We start from the raw sequence: 18,171 nt of genomic DNA, 5'->3' as shown, positions 1-18,171 counted from the left end.
TGAACCACAAACGCATTGTTTTAAATTTTCAAAAAAATCATTGACATTGATGTGACATCACATTAAAGTAAAGAAGACATTTTAACTAAAACAAAATTTCATAACGGATCTCTTATCAAGAGAGGCAGAGGGACTGGCCCTATGACGCCCGGCAACCGTTTCTACTATAGAAATTGGTGCTAATTCCTGCAAAGCTGTTACAGCTTTGACAGATAAGAGAGGAAGACTTCCCGATACATGTTTCATGCAACGGTGATCAAGCCTCTCTTCCAGGAGAGGCTTTTTTTCGTCTCTTTTTCAAATGAAAGAACAGTTTACTGGCGTTTTCCCACTGTTTTACCTAGTTTTCCGATGTGGAAAATAAAAACAACTTGAGGAGGAACAGCAATGAAGCGTAAGCATTTTACATCATGTCTTATATTATTAATGGTATTGACGATCCTATTAACGGGCTGCGGCACTGGATCAAGTGCAGGCTCAAAGGCAAATGCGAACGAAAAGGTCTCCTTTGACAATGTACCGAAGCGATTTGCAAAGGGACAGGGAGCAAAAATTAAAGTCATCCGTAAAATCGGAGGAGATGATCATACAGCGCAGTTTTTAGCTGGGACGAAGGCAGAAGGTGAAGCGCTTGGCTTTACGGTAGATGTCTACACCGCAAATGGAGATACAGCGAAATTCCATGATGCGATCTCTCAGGCGCTGGAAGAAAATTATGATGGCTTTATCATCTCTCATGGGGACGACGAGGCGACCGTCGCTGACGTGAAAAAGATTACAGCGAAGGGCATTCCAGTCGTAGCGTTTGATTCGAATCCTAAGCTGAAGGACATCAAAGGGGTCACAGTGACGTCTCAAGATGACGAACAATTAGCGAAAAAATCATTAGACGCACTCGTATCTGATTTTAAAGGAAAAGCAAATATTGCATACCTCTGGGTAGATGGGTTCCCGCCAATGGTGAGACGAAACAAGGTCTATCAAGAAACGCTCAACCAACACAAAGGGATCAAGGAACTTGACCGCTTTGGCATTGCTTCCTCTGATACGTCTGTTCAAACGCAAAATGCAGTAGCAGCCATGCTGAATAAATATCCAAAGGGTAAACTTGACGCTATTTTTGCCACGTGGGATGCCTTTGCCATTGGCGCAGCAAGAGCGCTAAAGGAAGCAGGAAGAACAGAAGTGAAGATTTACGGGATTGATGTGTCAAATGCTGATCTTCAAGAAATGACAGCGAAAGAAAGTCCATGGAAGTACACAGCAGCGGTTGATCCGAAGCTCATCGGCGCTGTTGACGTGAGAATTCTTGCGAAGAAAATAGCGGGTGAGAAAACGCCATCTTCCTATGACCTTGAGGCCTCTCTCATCTCGCAGAATCAGCTTCAACAAGCAGGAAAAGCCATCAATATGGTCAATCTTGCAGACGAAGTGAAGGGGTTCGGCTCATCGACTGCTTTTGAAGAAGATTGGATGAAGACCTTGAAGAAGCATTATACAAAATAAACGACGTGCACTCTCTTCCATAGAGAGTGTTTCGTTTTTCAGATGATGATCATGAGAAGGAGGACACCTATGACTTCGCCGCTTGTTTGTATGAAACATATTTCGATTGAATTCCCAGGAGTAAAAGCGTTAGATCAAGTGAATTTTACATTAAAAAAAGGGACGGTTCATGCGCTGATTGGAGCGAATGGTGCTGGGAAGTCCACGTTAATGAAAGTTCTTTCTGGCGCTCATTCGCACTATGAAGGAAGCATCCATATCAATGGTCAGGCGGCATCCATTCAAACCCCAAAGAATGCGGCCTCATATGGTGTGCAGACGGTCCATCAAGAAGTGGATACGGCGCTAGTTCCCTACTTAAGTGTTGGTGAGAATATGATGATGCATCAGATTGAGAAAAAAACATTTGTCGGCTGGAAAGAGCTGCACCGTAAGGCAGCTCAACTATTAAAAGAAATGGACATCGACATCTCCACAAAACGCCTTGTGAGTGATCTGACCCTTGCAGAAAAACAGATGGTGCTCATTGCCAAGGCCGTTTCGATTAAATGCAGCATTTTAATCTTAGATGAACCAACGGCCCCTCTTAGTCATACAGAAACAAGCAAGTTATTCTCAATGATTGATCGGCTGAAACAGAATGGAACGGGCATTGTGTTTATCTCCCATCGCATGCCTGAAATTTTCACCATCTGTGATGAACTGACAGTGATGCGAAATGGAACCGATGTCGCAAAACACCTCGTTCAAGATACAAATCCGCAGCAGATTATTGAAGAAATGCTAGGTGCGCCATTAGAGGAGCAATTCCCGCTCCGTACACCTTTGAAGGATGCACCTATTGTGCTTGAAGTGAAGCAGCTAAACGACCAGCATAAATTACGCAACATTCATCTTCACGTGAAAAAGGGAGAAATTCTCGGAATTGCAGGCCTTGTCGGTGCTGGAAAAACGGAATTGTGTAAAGCCCTTTTCGGCGCCTCAGAAAAAAAGACGGGAACTGTGCAGCTTCATGGTCAAACCGTACGCATCACATCGCCTCATCAAGCCGTGAGAGCTGGAATGGCCCTTGTGCCGGAAGAACGTAGAAAGGAAGGGGTTCTAACAGAAGAGAGCGTGGGATGGAACTTAACGGCTGCAAGTCTTCGTTCATTCTCAAGAGTGTTCAGCTTCTTACATCGTTCGAAGGAAAAGCGGGAAGCAGACGTAATCGTCAAACGGCTTGGTGTCAAAACCCCATCTCTTGAAGCAAAGGTGAAGCATCTATCCGGTGGAAATCAACAGAAGATTTCCATAGGAAAATGGCTGCTGGCTGAAGCGGATATCTATCTCTTTGATGAACCAACAAAAGGCGTTGACGTTGGAGCGAAAAAAGATATTTTCACCCTGATTGCAGAGCTTGCCGACCGCGGGAAATCTGTGATTTATGCGTCAAGTGAGCTGTCGGAGATTGCAGGTATCGCAGACCGAGTCTACGTGCTGTATGATGGCAGCATTGCCCGGGAAATGACTGCGCCAACGACTGAGGAAGAGCTTTTATATCATTCAACAGGAGGACAATCATGAGTGAACGACAAATTCCAGCCCCTGTGCAGCAAATGAAAAAACAGCGGCCATCCTTTCATCTATTTGATTTCTTTTATCGATATGGCACGATCTTAACCATTGTCGTATTGATTGTGGTATTTGCGGCAGCGAATCCAGCGTTTTTGCAATCAGGGAATATCATCAATATATTACGGTCTATCTCCATTGTGACCATTATTGCGGTGGGCCTTACCATCTCATTGGCAGTAAACGGCTTTGATTTATCAGTCGGATCAGTCGCAACGTTATCGAATGCAATTGTGATTTCTATGTTCGTGTGGTTTTCGCAAAACCCGCTGATTGCGATTCTCTCTGCGCTAGCGGCTGCCCTTATTGTTGGTTTACTCAATGCCTTGATGATTGTCAAAATGAAAATTCCAGATATGCTCATGACATTAGCTATGATGTTTATCATTCAAGGACTGGCTCAAACGTATACGAAAGGGGCGACCATTTCTGAAAACATGGTTCTGCCTGACGGTACATTCTCAACGGGCACAATCCCCGCCTTTTTCAGCAAAATCGGCCAGGTGCCATATATCATTCTCTTAATGGCAGCCATTGTGCTATTTGCACATGTTTTCATGACCTACACAAAGCACGGCCGATTTATGTACATTATTGGAGGGAATAAGGAAGCGGCTCGATTGTCCGGTATTCATGTAAACAAATATAAAATCGCAGCATATCTGCTCTCGGCTTTATTTGCAGCAATCGGTGGTATTGTGCTGGCATCAAGGGTGATGACAGCGGAAATAAATGCTGGCGCACCTTATTTAATGGATGGCGTAGCGGCAGCTTTTATCGGTTTTTCCGTCATGGGAGCAGGAAAGCCAAATGCATTTGGTACGTTTATTGGGGCTGTGCTCATCGGTATTTTGCAAAATGGACTTGTGATGATGTCTGTCCCTTATTACGCGATGGATATTGTGAAAGGCTCTGTACTCGCGCTTGCGCTGGCGTTAACGTATTACAAACAGCGAGGCTGACGACGTATTTTTTAAAACCTTTTGAGTCTTTTCTCCGTCTAGTAAACGGAAAGCGGTGCAGCCGCCGTTTCCCAAAAGGAGATGACAAAAAGAAATGAATATGTCAGCAACTCATGTAGAAGATTTGAAAAACGTCATGGAAGACTGGAAAAATGAATTATTAGTATATAAATTTGCATTAGATGAAATGGATACAAAGTTTTCAATTATCAGCCAGGAATATAATTTAATCCATGGACACAATCCAATAGAGCATACAAAATCACGAATCAAATCCTTTGAAAGCATTGTAAATAAATTAGCAAGAAAAGGATGCGACATCACAACACAATGTGCCAAGGAGTATATCCATGATATCGCAGGTGTCCGTATCATCTGCTCTTTTATTCAAGATATCTATAATATTATGGATGTATTGAGGCAAAGAGAGGATCTAAAAATCCTTGAAGTGAAGGATTACATTCAACATCCAAAACCAAATGGCTACAGAAGTCTTCATTTAATTGTGGAAATCCCTGTGTACTTAACGAATCGTGTGGAGCATGTGAAGGTTGAGATTCAGGTGCGGACCATAGCGATGGATTTTTGGGCGAGCCTTGAACATAAAATCTATTATAAACTGCAAAACGATGTCCCTCATCAGCTGACCGATGAATTGAAGGAAGCGGCAGATATCGCCCATTACTTAGATGAAAAAATGCAAAATATTAAACGAGAAATTGATTAGCGCATAGAAAAGAGCAGCTGTTATATTCACAGCTGCTCTTTTTCATTTTTAAGGATTGGTGCCGCGGTCTCTCTTTTGAATGATATCTTGAGATTGTGCAGATTGGCTGTCTTTTTGGATAGAAGCGCCAATGGAAACACCTGTTATCAAGAGTGTCAAAATCGCAGTTGTGATAAACCATTTTTTCATCATACATCACTCCATATTTTTAACAAGTTTTTAAGGACAACGCCTTGTTCCAGAAATAAGTGGATTCTTCATGAAGTCCAAGATCCGTTAAGTAAGCAGCTGCATCCTGACAGATGGCTTCAAGATCGACAAGGAAATTCATAGATTCTAATTGATCACAATAAGATTTGATTTGCTCCATCATGTTGTCTGGCTGAAGCATAAGTGTTTCTAAAATGGATAATTTAAGTGAAATGTTTCGTTGTTTTAAATTTTCTGCTTTTTGTAGTGAAAGCTGTACATAATAGTGGAACAAACCAGGCTTTTTCAGCTTGAACAGTGCTTTTGTATAGGCATACATGGCAAGTAAGTAGCCGCCTGGAGAAGACGTTTCAAATGTCTCGATCAATAAAGCTTTTTCTAGGAGCGGCACAGCTTCACTGTATTCATTTCTAAGACTTTTAATAAAAGCTGCATTGCAATACGCGTGACCAAGTAAATCTGGGTCTTCCATTTGTTCTAGTGAATGAATTACTTCTTCAAATAATGACTCTGCCTCATCATATTTCGATTGATCAGCATAATTCAAAGCGAGCATCATTTGACAGCTGATTGATTTTTTCACATAACATGGATCTGCGTCATAAATAGATGAAGCCATCTTTAAGTGGTGTATGGAGAGAAGCGTGGACCTTATATTATAGTAAAGACACCCTGTTTTATAATGAAATTCTGCTTTTTCAATGTCATCGTGCACGAGATCTAATTTATCCTCGGCCAATTTTAAAAGGTGAAATGCCGTATCCTGATTGCCTCTGCGCATTTCATACATCCCTTTAAAGAAATAGAAATAGTAACTGAGCATGTCATCTGTACGGATCGCATTTTCATCAACAAAAAGACTATGATCCAACGAAGCTGTATCTTCGATGAGATCCTTAAAACGGTACTCTAGCAATTGATAGTAAAGTAAGACGTCTTGATTCTCTTCCATTCGATCAAACGCTTGAAGAATCTCTTCTTTTAGCTGGATCGCACCTTGTATTTCTCTTTTTTTCATCATGACATACCAGTCATTTAACATATTCGCTACATCAACGGACGACAAAACACCTGTTTCGGCCAATTTATATCCTCCTTTCTTCATCTATCCATCTAGTTCGATGTCCATTCATCTGAATTCACTTTCCATATTCAGTATCTTCTTATATTTTAAGCGCTCTCTTGCAATTTGTAAAACATGTTTTTTGATGTAAATTCAACCAGTTGTGAAAGAAATAGGGATCATTCATCTTTTTGTATGCGTTTACATATTTTTAGGTAAAAAGAGGGTTTTGGAAAAAATATATTACGATATCAATAGAGAGAAGAAGGTAATTCAAGAGTCTGTTTTCGTATGTTAGAAAAAACGGAGATTTTCAAGGTGATGTCTCGTTTTTTCGTAAGATTATCTCACATCATGATTGTGAATCACTCTTCTTTTAGAATAAAATGAGTTATTCGCAAAAAAGTAAAATTTAAAGAGACTATTGATCTAGTATTGTATGGATCTTTGGTATTGATAAAAAATATCACACGCTATAGATTTAGCGTGGTATAGTATTATTTGTATTGCGAATATTTAGACAAAACTGACAATAGGGGGTCGTGTTTTATGAAAAAATCGATGTTACTGATCATGGGACTCATTGTTGTGCTCGTCATGGCAGCCTGTGGATCAAAATCGGACAGCGGTTCGGGAGAAGGCAAAGGCACATATAAAATAGGGATAGATACAACATATCCGCCGTTTGAATTTGAAAAGGGCGGTAAATATGAAGGAATAGACGTTGATCTGATTAACGCAATCGCGAAAGACCAAGACTTCAAAGTGAAACTTGAAGCTATGGACTTCTCAGGCATTATTCCAGCAATGCAGGCAGGCCAGCTTGATGTAGGAATGGGCGGGATGAGTATTACAGATGAGCGTAAGAAGAAGGTAGATTTCTCAGATCCATACTTCGACGCTGGACTGACAGTTGTTGTGAAAAAGGACAGCAGCATCAAATCAATTGATGATTTAAAGGGGAAAAAGCTAGCTGTTAAAAATGGGACGACAGGTGCAAAATTTGCATCAGATAACGCAGATAAATATGGGTATGAAGTGGTTCAATTTAATGACAGCCCATCGATGTTCCAAGAAGTTTCAAACGGAAATGCAGATGCCTTAATAGAGGATTACCCTGTCATTACGTATGCAATCGCACAACAAGATTTAAAATTGAAAACAGTTGGAGACCGATTGAATGGAGACCAGTATGGTATTTCTGTGATGAAGGGGAAAAACCAAGACCTATTGAAAAAGATCAATAAAGGTCTAGAGAACCTAAAGAAAAACGGTGAATATGACAAAATTATTGATAAATATTTGAAGTCATAACACAAGCGAGGCGCGCTCCGAGCGCGCTTTCTTTATGTGGCACCGTATGTGAATTAGGGAGGGAGAAACATGGACACGATTATTAATGCATTTCCATATTTAATGGATGGTTTGCAAACCACTTTATATATCTTTGTTGTTGCCATCATTTTAGGATTTATCATCGGTTTGATTGTGGCATTATTCCGTCTGTCACCTTTTAAAATCTTAAACTTCATCGCACTTGTCTTTGTCAATGCCATTCGAGGCACACCATTTATCGTACAGCTATTCTTCATTTACTTTGGTTTGAATACACTTGAATTCATATCGCTTGATCGAGTGCCGGCAGGGATTATTACAGTAGCGATTAATGCAGGGGCTTATTTCTCAGAAATTATTCGTGCAGGAATTCAGTCCATTGATAAAGGACAAACAGAAGCTGCACGTTCCTTAGGTTTTACAGGGGGACAAAACATGCGCTTTATCGTCCTTCCGCAGGCATTCCGCCGCATGCTTCCAGCGATTACAAACCAAGCCATCATCAGCTTGAAGGACACGTCTCTCTTATCGATTATTGGAATCGCCGATATTATGCAGCGGGGACAAGTACAAGCATCGGCAACATTTGATCCTTTGAATGTCTGGCTCATTGTCGGTATCATTTATTTCGTGATCATTTATTTACTTTCTCTACTGGCTAGCTACGCAGAAAGGAGATTTGATATCAAATGAGTATGATTACGGTGAAAAATTTAAAGAAATCCTTTGGCGATCACGAAGTGTTAAAGGACATTAATGCAGTCATCGAGGAAAAGGAAGTAGTGTGTGTGATTGGTCCTTCTGGATCAGGCAAAAGCACGTTTCTAAGATGTCTCAATAAATTAGAAGATATTACGGCTGGCGAAGTCGTTGTCCACGGACATACGATTACAGATCCAAAGGTGAATATCAATAAAGTACGACAAGAAGTGGGGATGGTGTTTCAGCACTTTAATTTATTTCCTCATAAAACCGTTTTAGAAAACATCACGATCGCACCGATGAAGGTAAAAGGCGCCGACAAGAAGGCGGCAGTCGATAAAGCAATAGACCTGCTTGAAAAGGTCGGCTTAAAAGACAAAGCCAAAAGCTACCCTAACCAATTATCTGGTGGACAAAAACAGCGTGTCGCCATTGCAAGAGCCTTGGCAATGGACCCGAAAGTGTTATTATTCGATGAACCGACATCTGCTCTTGACCCTGAAGTCGTCGGGGATGTATTAGCAGTTATGAAACAATTAGCCGTCGAAGGCATGACAATGATTGTGGTCACACATGAAATGGGCTTTGCGAGAGAGGTAGGAGACCGCGTGCTCTTTATGGATGGCGGATATATTGTCGAAGAAGACAAACCGGAGGCTCTCTTTGGAAACCCGCAGCATGAGCGGACAAAATCATTTCTTAGTAAGGTGTTATAAAAAAAGAGTAAGGGCATATGGATGCTCTTACTCTTTTTCTTTTATGGAGCCTAAGAAATATCGCAGTTTATATGATGATAAAGGTAACTGGCCTCATTTCCTAGGAAATATTAGCGCTGGAAGAATTCGATCCATTCTTGGTCTGGGCCTCTGAAAAAGAAGTAGCAGTATCCATTTGGTAACGTCGTAATTTCTTCATCAATTAATTCAATTTGCAGCTTTTGAATACGATTGAATTCAGCATGAATATTGTCTGTTGTAAAGGCAAGATGATGGACCTTTCCTTCAGATGGCAGGTCGCTGCTGTACCCTTGGATGAGCTCAATTTCCGTTTCTGTCTCATCTTTAAAACCGAGAAATGCAAGCTCAATGACTCCGTTTGTATGAGTGATGCGATCCTTTAATTTCATGCCCACGACCTTTTCATAAAAATCAATGGACTGATCAATATTTGTGACCATAATACCTGTATGATCTAATCGTAATGTCGTCAAAAAAAGAGCCTCCTCTATGGTGTGTTGATATTTTTCTCCTCATCTTATCATAATAGGAGTAACGTATACATTCATATGATAGGATAGAGAGAGTCAATTTAGGATAAGGATGACACAAATGAAAAAAATCTCATTAAAACAAACATTTGCAGAACAAGTGAAAAAGGGATATCCGCTCATTTCCAAAGATGCTGTATCGCATGTAAGCGGTGTGAAAGAAGGCGAGCTGATTGAATGGGTGGATGAGCGAGGCGCCTTTTTAGGAAAAGGATATTATGGTGTACAAAATAAAGGAATCGGCTGGGTACTCACATTTGATGCCAACGAAAAAATAGACCAAGCCTTTTTTGTCTCCAAGCTTGAGCAGGCAGCGAAAAGCAGAACGCATTTATTTCGTGATGCGCAGACGACTGCTTTCCGTGTGTTCAACGGAGAGGGAGATGGCATTGGCGGCTTCACGATTGATCATTATGACGGTTTCTATCTCATCCAATGGTATAGCGAAGGAGTTTATACATTCAAGGCGGAAGTATTGGCTGCACTTGAGCACGTATATCCAGACTATAAAGGCATTTATGAAAAGAAACGATTTGATACGTCTGGACAGTATATAGAAGATGATGATTTTGTGAAGGGAGAGAAAGGTGAATTTCCTCTCATCGTGAAAGAAAATGGCATGAACGTAGCGGTTTACTTAAATGATGGTGCGATGACAGGCATTTTTCTTGATCAACGTCATGTGAGAAAAGCGATTCGAGATCGTTATGCAAAAGGAAAGACCGTGCTTAATACATTTTCTTACACAGGCGCATTCTCAGTGGCAGCAGCGCTTGGCGGAGCGAGCCGGACGACAAGTGTAGATGTCGCAAACCGCAGTTTGAAAAAAACAGCTGAACAGTTTGAAATCAACGATATAGATGTGGACGGGCAGGATATGAAAGTCATGGACGTCTTTAAATATTTTCCGTTTGCAGCGAAAAAAGGATGGTCTTATGATCTTGTCATCTTAGACCCGCCATCCTTTGCACGCACGAAAAAGCACACATTCAGTGCGGCGAAGGATTATAAGAAGCTATTAAAAGAAGCCATCCAAATCACAGCTGAGAACGGCGTCATTGTGGCATCAACGAATAGCAGTGCATTTGGTATGAAGAAATTCAAAGGATTTATTGCGCAGGCCTTTAAAGAATCAGGGCAAACCTATCGTATCCTTGAAGAATATACACTTCCTGAGGATTTCCGTACAACGAAGAATTATCCTGAAGGAAATTATTTAAAGGTTGTCTTTATCCAAGCATAAGAAAAAGCCATTTTCCGATAAAGGAAATGGCTTTTTTATAAGGCAAACGACATGAGGAGAGGCGCTGCACATAATGTAATAATAGCTGAAAGAATCATCGACACACTTGAGATCGTCCCTGAGACGGAGCTCATTTCAAATGCCTTCGATGTTCCTGCCCCGTGTGCACCTGTTCCAAGCAGGACGCCCATGGCAATGTCATTATCAATACGGAAATAACGAATGACCATTGGACCGATGATTGACCCAAACAGTGCGGTTAAAATGACGAATACAGCCGTAACGGACGGCATGCCGCCAATCATTTCTGACACACTCATCGCCACCGGTGTTGTGACCGACCTTGGGACAAGACTTTCAATAAGGCCTGTATCCAAATGAAACAACTTGGCGATAAATGCTGTTGATAGGATCGCAATGACAGAACCACAAGCCACATTCAAAATAATTTCCACTGCATGCTTCTTCAGAATGTGAAAATACTTATATAAAGGAATGGCAAAAGCAACAGTCGCAGGCTGAAGCATATTCGTGAGCCATTTACCGCCTTGATTGTATGCATCGTAAGGAATGTTGACGATTAATAGCAAGACGACAAGGACAAGCGGCGTCACAAGTAATGGGGAGACATAGACCTTCGGATGCCGTTTATACACCGCTTTTGATCCGAGATATAAAAGAACCGTTAAGATCAGAAATAGTGCGCCAACTAACATAGCTTTTTTCGCTCCTTTCTTTTCGCAATCATTTGCGTCATGATACCAGTCGAGAGCATGACGACAAAGGTACTAAGTAAGACGACAAGGACAATACTTGTGCCAGATTGAGAAAGCAATGTTCCATAATCAATGACACCAACTGCTGACGGGATAAAGAATAGCAGCAGTTCTCCAAGCAGCCATACGGCGCCAAGTTCAATCCATTTTAATTGAATAATTTTAAAATGAAGTAATAAGAAAATGACCAGAATGCCTAAAATCGTGCCCGGAATTCTTAAATGCAAAAAGGCCGCGAGCACATTCATCAATTTCGCAAAAACAAACAAAGCCATAATCTGAAGGACAGCAATCAGCGGCGTTTTGAGCAATTTCACTTTCTGTTCACTCCTTTTTCTATATAAATTGTTCACTGTTTCACAAAAACATGACAACGTTCCAATTGATTAGCTTACTTTAAAGTGTACAGCACGTTCAGTTATAGGTAAAATACATATATCGAATAGTTAGTATTCCTTTTGTCTATAGGAAGGGTGAGTCATGTGGACATTAGACATTTAACATATTTCTTAGAAGTGGCGAGGTTAAAAAGCTTCACAAAAGCATCACAATCTCTTTATGTGTCGCAGCCTACCATTTCCAAGATGGTCAAAAATCTCGAGGATGAGCTGGGGGTGCAGTTGTTTTATCGAAATGGCCGGCAGGTTGAAATGACAGATGCTGGACAAACGATGTATACACAGGCGAGTGAAATCACACAATCATTTCAGAATTTAACGAGCGAGCTAAATGATTTAATGAATGTCAAAAAAGGACATATTCGCATCGGGCTGCCGCCGATGATTGGATCGAGTTTTTTCCCGAATGTCATGGGAGAATTCCGCCAGCAGTATCCAGATGTCACATTTCAATTGGTGGAGCACGGCTCTATTAAAGTAGAGGAAGGGGTCGAAGATGGTTCGTTAGATATTGGTGTCATTGTTCTGCCTGCAAATGATAAAATTTTTCATACGTACACCATTATTAAAGAAGACATGAAGCTCGTGACGCATCCATCACATCCGATGGCAGGTCGTGATAAGGTTGATTTAGCTGATTTAAAGGAAGAGTCTTTTATTTTCTTTCGAGAAGATTTTGTTCTGCATAGCCGGATATTGAATGAATGTATGAATGCGGGATTCCGGCCCAATGTCATTTATGAAACGTCTCAATGGGATTTCATTAGTGAGATGGTAGCCGAGAACTTGGGAATTGGTCTTCTGCCTGAGCGGATCTGCCGTGATCTTGATCCTGAAAAGGTGAAAGTCATTTCCTTAAACACGTCGATCCCGTGGCATTTAGGAGTCATTTGGCGAAAGGATCGCTATTTGTCGTTTGCGGCAAGAGAATGGTTAAAGCATACTAAATCCTATGTGTGGGGAGCAGAGTAAAAGGGAGGACGATACGGATGAAAACAAGCTGCGTGTCTCATTTATTGGAGAGGGTTCGAGCGGAAAATCCACTCGTTCATAATATCACCAATCAAGTCGTGACGAATTTTACAGCGAATGGTCTGCTTGCTTTAGGCGCTTCGCCAGTCATGGCAAATGCCAAAGAAGAAGTGGCTGAAATGGCGCAGTTGGCGGATGCACTTGTGCTCAATATCGGCACATTGACAAAGGACACGGTGGAGGCCATGGTTCTGGCTGGACAAGCTGCCAATGAAAATGGTGTACCTGTTCTATTAGATCCTGTCGGCGTCGGTGCGACAACGTTTCGAACGAAAGCGGCAAAACAGCTGTTAGAGCAAGTGAACATGACCGTTGTCAGAGGAAATGCTGCAGAAATGGCTCATTTACTTGGAGTGGATGGCTGGGAGTCAAAAGGCGTTGATGCGAAAGCAGCGAACGGAGATGTATCGGCACTAGCCAAACAAGCGGCAAGGACACTTCAGACCGTTGTGGTGATCACAGGAAAAGTCGATGTGGTGTCAGATGGAGAGGACGTGTTGTCTATTCATAATGGACATGAATGGCTCACCAAGGTGACGGGAACCGGCTGTTTACTGACGTCTGTCATCGGGGCATTTTGTGCAGTGGGTGAACGGCCTATTCATGCGTCAGCAGCTGCATTACTGTTTTATGGTGTCGCAGCTGAAAGGGCAGCTCATTACACTCAGGATAAAGGGCCAGGGGCGTTTCAAATGGAATTGTTAAATGCACTCACACACACAACAGGCGATGATGTGGTGACTATGGGGAGAATAGGGGGAATTTCACATGACAAAGGCTGATCAACAGCAAATCAAACAGCAATTATCGGTTTATTTTATTATGGGAACATCGAATACAAGCAGACCGCCGCTTGATGTCGTAAAAGAAGCCATTCAAGGCGGAATCACCATGCTTCAATTTCGAGAAAAGGGCGAGGGAGCCTTGCAAGGAGGAGAGAAGAAACAATTGGCTCGTCAACTTCAAGTGCTTTGCCAAGAAGCAAATGTTCCTTTTATTGTGAATGATGATGTACAGCTAGCGATAGACCTTGATGCAGATGGCGTTCATGTTGGACAGGAAGACACAAATGCAGAAGACGTCAGACAACGGATCGGGAATAAAATATTAGGTGTGTCTACGCATAACCTAGATGAAGTGAAACAAGCCATGAAGGACGGCGCAGATTATGTCGGCATGGGCCCAGTTTATCCAACAGAAACGAAAAAGGATACACGCAGTGTCCAAGGAGTATCTTTGATCACTGAAGTACGTCGTCATGGTCTTCATATTCCAATTGTTGGCATCGGGGGTATCACATACGACAATGCTGCACCAGTCATCCAAGCAGGGGCAGATGGTATTAGCATCATTAGCGCCATTAGCCAGAGCGCTGATCCAAAAAAAGCAGCAGAAAAATTGAAAGCACTTGTTGCATTAGAAAAAGCATCTCTTTAACCTGTAGGAGACATGGATTGACTCAATTCATGTCTTTTCTGATTTCAGGGAAAATAGACAGGTGAGAAACAATTGTGTACAATTAAATTGTTCGATTATTTTCGAAATGACAGGTAAATAAAGGAGAATGAACAATGGAAGTGCTCGATACGTATTTTCGCCGCTACGATGAAGCAGGAAAAGGACAGGAGCAACTGAATGAATTGCTAGCATTGTTTTCTGACGATGTCATGATTGTCTTAAATAGTGCCGAGAAGCCTGGCATCCAAGCGTTTACACAGTTTTTAAACACGTTTTTCCACGTGCATGAAGACATCAAGCATATGTGGGATGGATGGAAAAAAAGAGAAGACGGAAAATATGAAACGAACTGGGCTGTTTGCGGGAAACTTTCGGATGGCCGTGTCTATACAGCAGAAGGAATTGACATTGCAGAACTGGACGACAAAGGAAAGATCGTTTATTTAGAAAACGTTCCGAAAAATCCAGAGTTATTTCAGCGCTATTAAAAAGCCGGCTCGCTGCCGGCTTTTCCTTATGAATCAGTATCCATATGCATGCCTGTATGTGCCTTTACTTGAATTTCCGTAAAGGTGTCTTCATCTGCTTTTTCAGAGGAGAATATCGTGCCTAAGTAAGCGGCAAGGAATCCGAGTGGGATCGAGATAATTCCAGGGTTCGACAGCGGGATGAGCGGATCTCCTGTAAAGATGGCTGTTCCCGATGGGTCCCAGACGCTTGGACTGAGCGAGACGATGATCAGTGCGCTCAGCAGTCCTACTAAGCTCCCTGCAATGGCACCCGTAGAATTAAATCGTTTCCAAAAGACAGTGAAGATAATCAATGGTAAATTTGCACTTGCTGCCACGGCGAAGGCAAGTGACACAAGAAAAGCGACGTTTAAGGATTGGGCAAATAATGCAAGAATGATGGAAAGAATGGCCACGCCTATGGAAGCAAAGCGTGCCGCCTTCACCTGTTCCCGTTCACTCGCTTTCCCTTTGCGGATGATCTGACTATAAAAGTCATGGGCAAAGGCAGACGCTGCGGATAAGACGAGACCAGTTACCACTGCCAAAATGGTCGCAAAGGCAATAGCGGAAACAAAGGCAAATAATAAATCACCCCCAAGGGCTTGGGCGAGCAGAGGAGCGGCCATATTTCCTGCTGCATCTGCTGCTGTGATCGCTTCTGTTCCAACAAAGGCAGCAGCACCGAAGCCAAGGAAAACCGTCATTAAATAAAAAATACCGATGATCCACGTAGCGGATAGAACAGATTTACGCGCAGAAATGGCATCCTTTACCGTATAAAACCGGATCAAAATGTGCGGTAAACCTGCTGTCCCAAGCACTAAAGCAAGGTTCAAAGACAGTGTCTCTAAAGGCACATCATATTTATTTCCCGGGTGAAGAAATGCCCCACCGAGCGGGGTCGCTGTTTTCATCTCCTCAAACATCTTCAGCAGACTAAAATCAAACTTTGCAAATACAAGCAGTGAAATAATCAGGGTTCCAAGCATGAGAAGCACAGCCTTTGTGATCTGTACCCAGCTGGTAGCGATCATGCCGCCAAACACTACATAAATGGTCATCAAGACACCTACGACCAGCACAGCAATCCAGTAATCAATGCCAAGAAGCAGTTTGATTAATGCACCTGCCCCAACAAGCTGTGCAATCATATAAAAAGTAGAGACTGTGATTGTGTTAAACGCGGCAACCCCTCGAATGGCAGGACGCTTAAATCGTGCAGCAATCATATCGGCCATCGTATATTTCCCTAGATTTCGAAGCGGTTCGGCCACAACGTAAAGAACGACAAGATACGCCACTAGAAAGCCAATGCTATAGAAAAAGCCGTCAAATCCATTTAACGCGATCATTCCAGCGATCCCTAAAAATGATGCGGCAGACATATAGTCCCCGGCGATGGCAAGGCCGTTCTGAAACCCAGTCAAACCTCCGCCTGCCGTGTAAAAATCGCTCGCATTGCTCGTTTTTTTCGCAGCAAAATATGTGATGACCAATGTGAGCCCTACGATCGCTATGAATAAAATAAAAGCGGTCATGCTCATTCGTCATCACCTCTTGATTCAGTTTTTAAAGCGCTTACATATTTGTCAAACTGAGCTGCTTTTCTCGCATAAAGTCCACATAATACCCAAGTCATGACAAATTGTGTGAGGGCGAATAACCAAGCCCATGAGATCGCGCCAATTGCCGGCGTGTTCAAAAAGGTGAAGTAGGATGTAGCAACCGGAAGTGAAAAGTAAAAGAGAAAAAAGAAAATCGTCATCGGTACGATAAATCTGCGTTTTTCCTCGAGAAGTTTTCGAAAATCCTCTGAAGCGGCAACCTTCTTATAATGAACTTTTTTGTCTGCCATTGTTTCCTCCTTTGTACGAATTAGGGACAAGGTACTCCAATGCATATGAGACGATCTGGTTGTTTATGACAGTATATCATAAAAAAGGCACCCGAAAAGGGTGCTTTCTACCGATAATTCGCAAGAAATGTTTGTCTCGCTTTTTCATATGTTTCTGCATCAAAATGATCTCCGCATTTGTGGATACACCAAGGCTCTTCTTGTCTCGCAATTCCAACCTCATAGCCCTGCTGGACGAATTCAAAGGACTGCGAAACATCATAAAAATGAAAGCCATCAAAGAGATCCTCACGCCACTTCACATCATACTGCGTCGCCATGAAAAGACCATCAATCGCCGAAGCGTTGATATAATCTTGTGTTTCCGCCTGTTGTTGACGACCTCTTTCAAACGAAAGCAGCTGATAAGTGTCGTGACGATATTCAATGACTTTCCCCCGGCAATGAGAACTCTCCCACCAAATCCCATTGTCAGGCACGCTTTCTGCACCTATGACCCCAACCATCCCAAGTGATGGATGCTGTAAAAAAAGCGGGATCAGCTCAAGCAGCATATGCTGTTTGACAATCAAGGTATCTTGATGAAGATAAATTTTAAACTGAGCTGGATGGGTGATCGCTTCATTATAAGCAGAGGTCATACTGGATGCATGTCTAATCGGCAAAACCTCCACATGATATCCATGGGGAGCAGGAAGTGAAGCGAGCTGCCGAAAGCAAGCCTGAAACATCGATTCATCATTTACACATAAAACAAACAGGATGGTGGGGTTACTCATGAAACTGAACCGCCTCAAACACATACTGATAGGCGGTAGCGGCCTCGTGAAAATCTGAACGAATGCCATGCTTCATGAGTAATTCATGTAAATCACTCATCACGCTTGCATAGGAAGGATGCTTTACGCGAATGGTTTCGAGTTCGCGAATACGAAAGCCTGCTGAATGAAAGAGTGCATGAATTTCGTGAAGGGTGAAGAAACGTAAATGTGTTTGATCCATTAATCCTGCATCTGTATAAGTGAATCTGCCGGCTAGTAATTCTAAAACTGTTGATATGTGACCGATATTCGGAATGGATGACAGGATGACTCCTTCTTTTTTAAGGAAGGGTTTGACCTTCTTTAAAACGGCCCACGGATCCAATAAATGTTCAAGGACATCTCCGAAAATGATGCAGTCAAAGTGTTCATGTTCGTAAGGGAGAGTCATCTGTTCAATATTTCCGCATAGCACATGATCTAGCTCTTGCTCAGCCTCTTTTGCTGCATCCTCAAACGATTCAATTCCATAAATGGTCCGGCCCTTTTGTTTCAGGACTTTTCCAAGTTTGCCTGTGCCGCATCCGATATCCAATAAAGACGTCCATTCCTCACGAATACGGCTGACAATGACCGGGTTCACGCCATGATAATACTGATCCTTTTTTTGGTGATAATAGGAAAGGGAATCTGAACTCACGCTCTACCCACCTTTCTGCTTTCTCATTGTTTTCATGCTTAATATATGGG

21 protein-coding genes and 1 riboswitch are annotated in these 18,171 nt (G+C 42.3%); of the genes, 12 read left to right on the top strand and 9 right to left on the bottom strand.

Features of this window, described 5'->3' with window-relative positions; genetic code table 11:
* The first annotated feature begins 109 nt into the window (after positions 1–109).
* Positions 110–219, top strand: a riboswitch (SAM riboswitch).
* 168 nt (positions 220–387) lie between these two features.
* The 4 genes from C6344_RS13305 (at position 388) to ywaC (ending at position 4,809) form a co-directional block, all read left to right on the top strand.
* Complete coding sequence (locus C6344_RS13305) at positions 388–1,506, top strand: sugar ABC transporter substrate-binding protein (RefSeq protein WP_106030659.1); 1,119 nt, start codon at positions 388–390, stop codon at positions 1,504–1,506.
* A gap of 69 nt (positions 1,507–1,575) precedes the next feature.
* Positions 1,576–3,072 (top strand): sugar ABC transporter ATP-binding protein, encoded by a 1,497-nt coding sequence (locus C6344_RS13300; protein ID WP_106071309.1) that lies wholly within the window; start codon positions 1,576–1,578, stop codon positions 3,070–3,072.
* On the top strand, positions 3,069–4,082 hold the full coding sequence (locus C6344_RS13295) for an ABC transporter permease (protein ID WP_034660426.1): 1,014 nt from the start codon (positions 3,069–3,071) through the stop codon (positions 4,080–4,082). Before C6344_RS13300 ends, C6344_RS13295 begins: the two co-directional genes overlap by 4 nt.
* Positions 4,083–4,176: 94 nt before the next feature.
* The gene (gene ywaC / locus C6344_RS13290) at positions 4,177–4,809 is read left to right on the top strand and encodes a GTP pyrophosphokinase YwaC (RefSeq protein ID WP_003215004.1); all 633 of its coding nucleotides are present in this window, start codon (positions 4,177–4,179) and stop codon (positions 4,807–4,809) included.
* A 48-nt stretch (positions 4,810–4,857) separates the two neighbouring features.
* Here the strand turns inward: ywaC and C6344_RS18880 are convergent, their stop codons facing one another.
* Together C6344_RS18880 and C6344_RS13285 are read right to left on the bottom strand one after the other, a co-directional pair.
* Complete coding sequence (locus tag C6344_RS18880) at positions 4,858–4,998, bottom strand: hypothetical protein (protein ID WP_162839379.1); 141 nt, start codon at positions 4,996–4,998, stop codon at positions 4,858–4,860.
* Positions 4,999–5,017: 19 nt separating this feature from the next.
* On the bottom strand, positions 5,018–6,103 hold the full coding sequence (locus C6344_RS13285; RefSeq protein ID WP_060597562.1) for a Rap family tetratricopeptide repeat protein: 1,086 nt from the start codon (positions 6,101–6,103) through the stop codon (positions 5,018–5,020).
* A gap of 528 nt (positions 6,104–6,631) precedes the next feature.
* On the opposite strand from C6344_RS13285, the gene C6344_RS13275 reads away from it, so the two are divergent.
* From C6344_RS13275 to C6344_RS13265, 3 genes are all read left to right on the top strand, one after another.
* Positions 6,632–7,396, top strand: a complete 765-nt coding sequence (locus tag C6344_RS13275) for a transporter substrate-binding domain-containing protein (RefSeq protein WP_034660424.1) — start codon at positions 6,632–6,634, stop codon at positions 7,394–7,396.
* Positions 7,397–7,465: 69 nt separating this feature from the next.
* Entirely contained in the window at positions 7,466–8,110 is a 645-nt protein-coding gene (locus tag C6344_RS13270; RefSeq protein ID WP_003215015.1) for an amino acid ABC transporter permease, read from the top strand.
* On the top strand, positions 8,107–8,835 hold the full coding sequence (locus C6344_RS13265; protein WP_060597561.1) for an amino acid ABC transporter ATP-binding protein: 729 nt from the start codon (positions 8,107–8,109) through the stop codon (positions 8,833–8,835). Before C6344_RS13270 ends, C6344_RS13265 begins: the two co-directional genes overlap by 4 nt.
* A 110-nt stretch (positions 8,836–8,945) precedes the next feature.
* Here C6344_RS13265 and glxA read toward each other — a convergent pair whose 3' ends face one another.
* Positions 8,946–9,329, bottom strand: a complete 384-nt coding sequence (gene glxA / locus C6344_RS13260; RefSeq protein WP_034660421.1) for a glyoxalase GlxA — start codon at positions 9,327–9,329, stop codon at positions 8,946–8,948.
* A gap of 118 nt (positions 9,330–9,447) precedes the next feature.
* On the opposite strand from glxA, the gene C6344_RS13255 reads away from it, so the two are divergent.
* Positions 9,448–10,629 (top strand): class I SAM-dependent rRNA methyltransferase, encoded by a 1,182-nt coding sequence (locus tag C6344_RS13255; protein ID WP_106072995.1) that lies wholly within the window; start codon positions 9,448–9,450, stop codon positions 10,627–10,629.
* 35 nt (positions 10,630–10,664) lie between these two features.
* Here C6344_RS13255 and C6344_RS13250 read toward each other — a convergent pair whose 3' ends face one another.
* Positions 10,665–11,345, bottom strand: a complete 681-nt coding sequence (locus C6344_RS13250) for a CidB/LrgB family autolysis modulator (protein ID WP_034660418.1) — start codon at positions 11,343–11,345, stop codon at positions 10,665–10,667.
* On the bottom strand, positions 11,339–11,722 hold the full coding sequence (locus tag C6344_RS13245; protein ID WP_012011691.1) for a CidA/LrgA family holin-like protein: 384 nt from the start codon (positions 11,720–11,722) through the stop codon (positions 11,339–11,341). The genes C6344_RS13250 and C6344_RS13245 overlap by 7 nt, the downstream gene beginning before the upstream one ends.
* Before the next feature lie 165 nt (positions 11,723–11,887).
* On the opposite strand from C6344_RS13245, the gene cidR reads away from it, so the two are divergent.
* The 4 genes from cidR (at position 11,888) to C6344_RS13225 (ending at position 14,781) form a co-directional block, all read left to right on the top strand.
* The gene (gene cidR / locus C6344_RS13240; RefSeq protein WP_003214744.1) at positions 11,888–12,775 is read left to right on the top strand and encodes a cidABC operon transcriptional activator CidR; all 888 of its coding nucleotides are present in this window, start codon (positions 11,888–11,890) and stop codon (positions 12,773–12,775) included.
* Between the two features lie 17 nt (positions 12,776–12,792).
* Positions 12,793–13,617 carry a hydroxyethylthiazole kinase gene (gene thiM / locus C6344_RS13235; protein WP_066031557.1) on the top strand — a complete coding sequence of 275 codons (825 nt, stop codon included), beginning with the start codon at positions 12,793–12,795 and terminating at the stop codon, positions 13,615–13,617.
* Entirely contained in the window at positions 13,604–14,272 is a 669-nt protein-coding gene (gene thiE / locus C6344_RS13230; RefSeq protein ID WP_106072994.1) for a thiamine phosphate synthase, read from the top strand. The genes thiM and thiE overlap by 14 nt, the downstream gene beginning before the upstream one ends.
* Positions 14,273–14,406: 134 nt before the next feature.
* Positions 14,407–14,781: a nuclear transport factor 2-like protein gene (locus C6344_RS13225; protein ID WP_106072993.1), complete on the top strand. Its 375-nt coding sequence runs from the start codon at positions 14,407–14,409 to the stop codon at positions 14,779–14,781.
* A gap of 26 nt (positions 14,782–14,807) precedes the next feature.
* On the opposite strand, the gene C6344_RS13220 is transcribed toward C6344_RS13225, so the two are convergent.
* From C6344_RS13220 to C6344_RS13205, 4 genes are all read right to left on the bottom strand, one after another.
* On the bottom strand, positions 14,808–16,349 hold the full coding sequence (locus C6344_RS13220) for a solute symporter family protein (protein ID WP_106072992.1): 1,542 nt from the start codon (positions 16,347–16,349) through the stop codon (positions 14,808–14,810).
* On the bottom strand, positions 16,346–16,660 hold the full coding sequence (locus C6344_RS13215; RefSeq protein WP_034660734.1) for a DUF485 domain-containing protein: 315 nt from the start codon (positions 16,658–16,660) through the stop codon (positions 16,346–16,348). The genes C6344_RS13220 and C6344_RS13215 overlap by 4 nt, the downstream gene beginning before the upstream one ends.
* A gap of 107 nt (positions 16,661–16,767) precedes the next feature.
* Positions 16,768–17,439 (bottom strand): glycosyltransferase family protein, encoded by a 672-nt coding sequence (locus C6344_RS13210; RefSeq protein ID WP_034660733.1) that lies wholly within the window; start codon positions 17,437–17,439, stop codon positions 16,768–16,770.
* Positions 17,432–18,121 carry a class I SAM-dependent methyltransferase gene (locus tag C6344_RS13205; RefSeq protein WP_106038932.1) on the bottom strand — a complete coding sequence of 230 codons (690 nt, stop codon included), beginning with the start codon at positions 18,119–18,121 and terminating at the stop codon, positions 17,432–17,434. Before C6344_RS13205 ends, C6344_RS13210 begins: the two co-directional genes overlap by 8 nt.
* Positions 18,122–18,171 lie beyond the last annotated feature (50 nt).

The organism is Bacillus sp. GBSW19 (assembly GCF_002998655.1).
Taxonomy (GTDB): Bacteria; Bacillota; Bacilli; order Bacillales; family Bacillaceae; genus Bacillus.
This window is presented reverse-complemented; position numbering and strand designations above follow the sequence as displayed.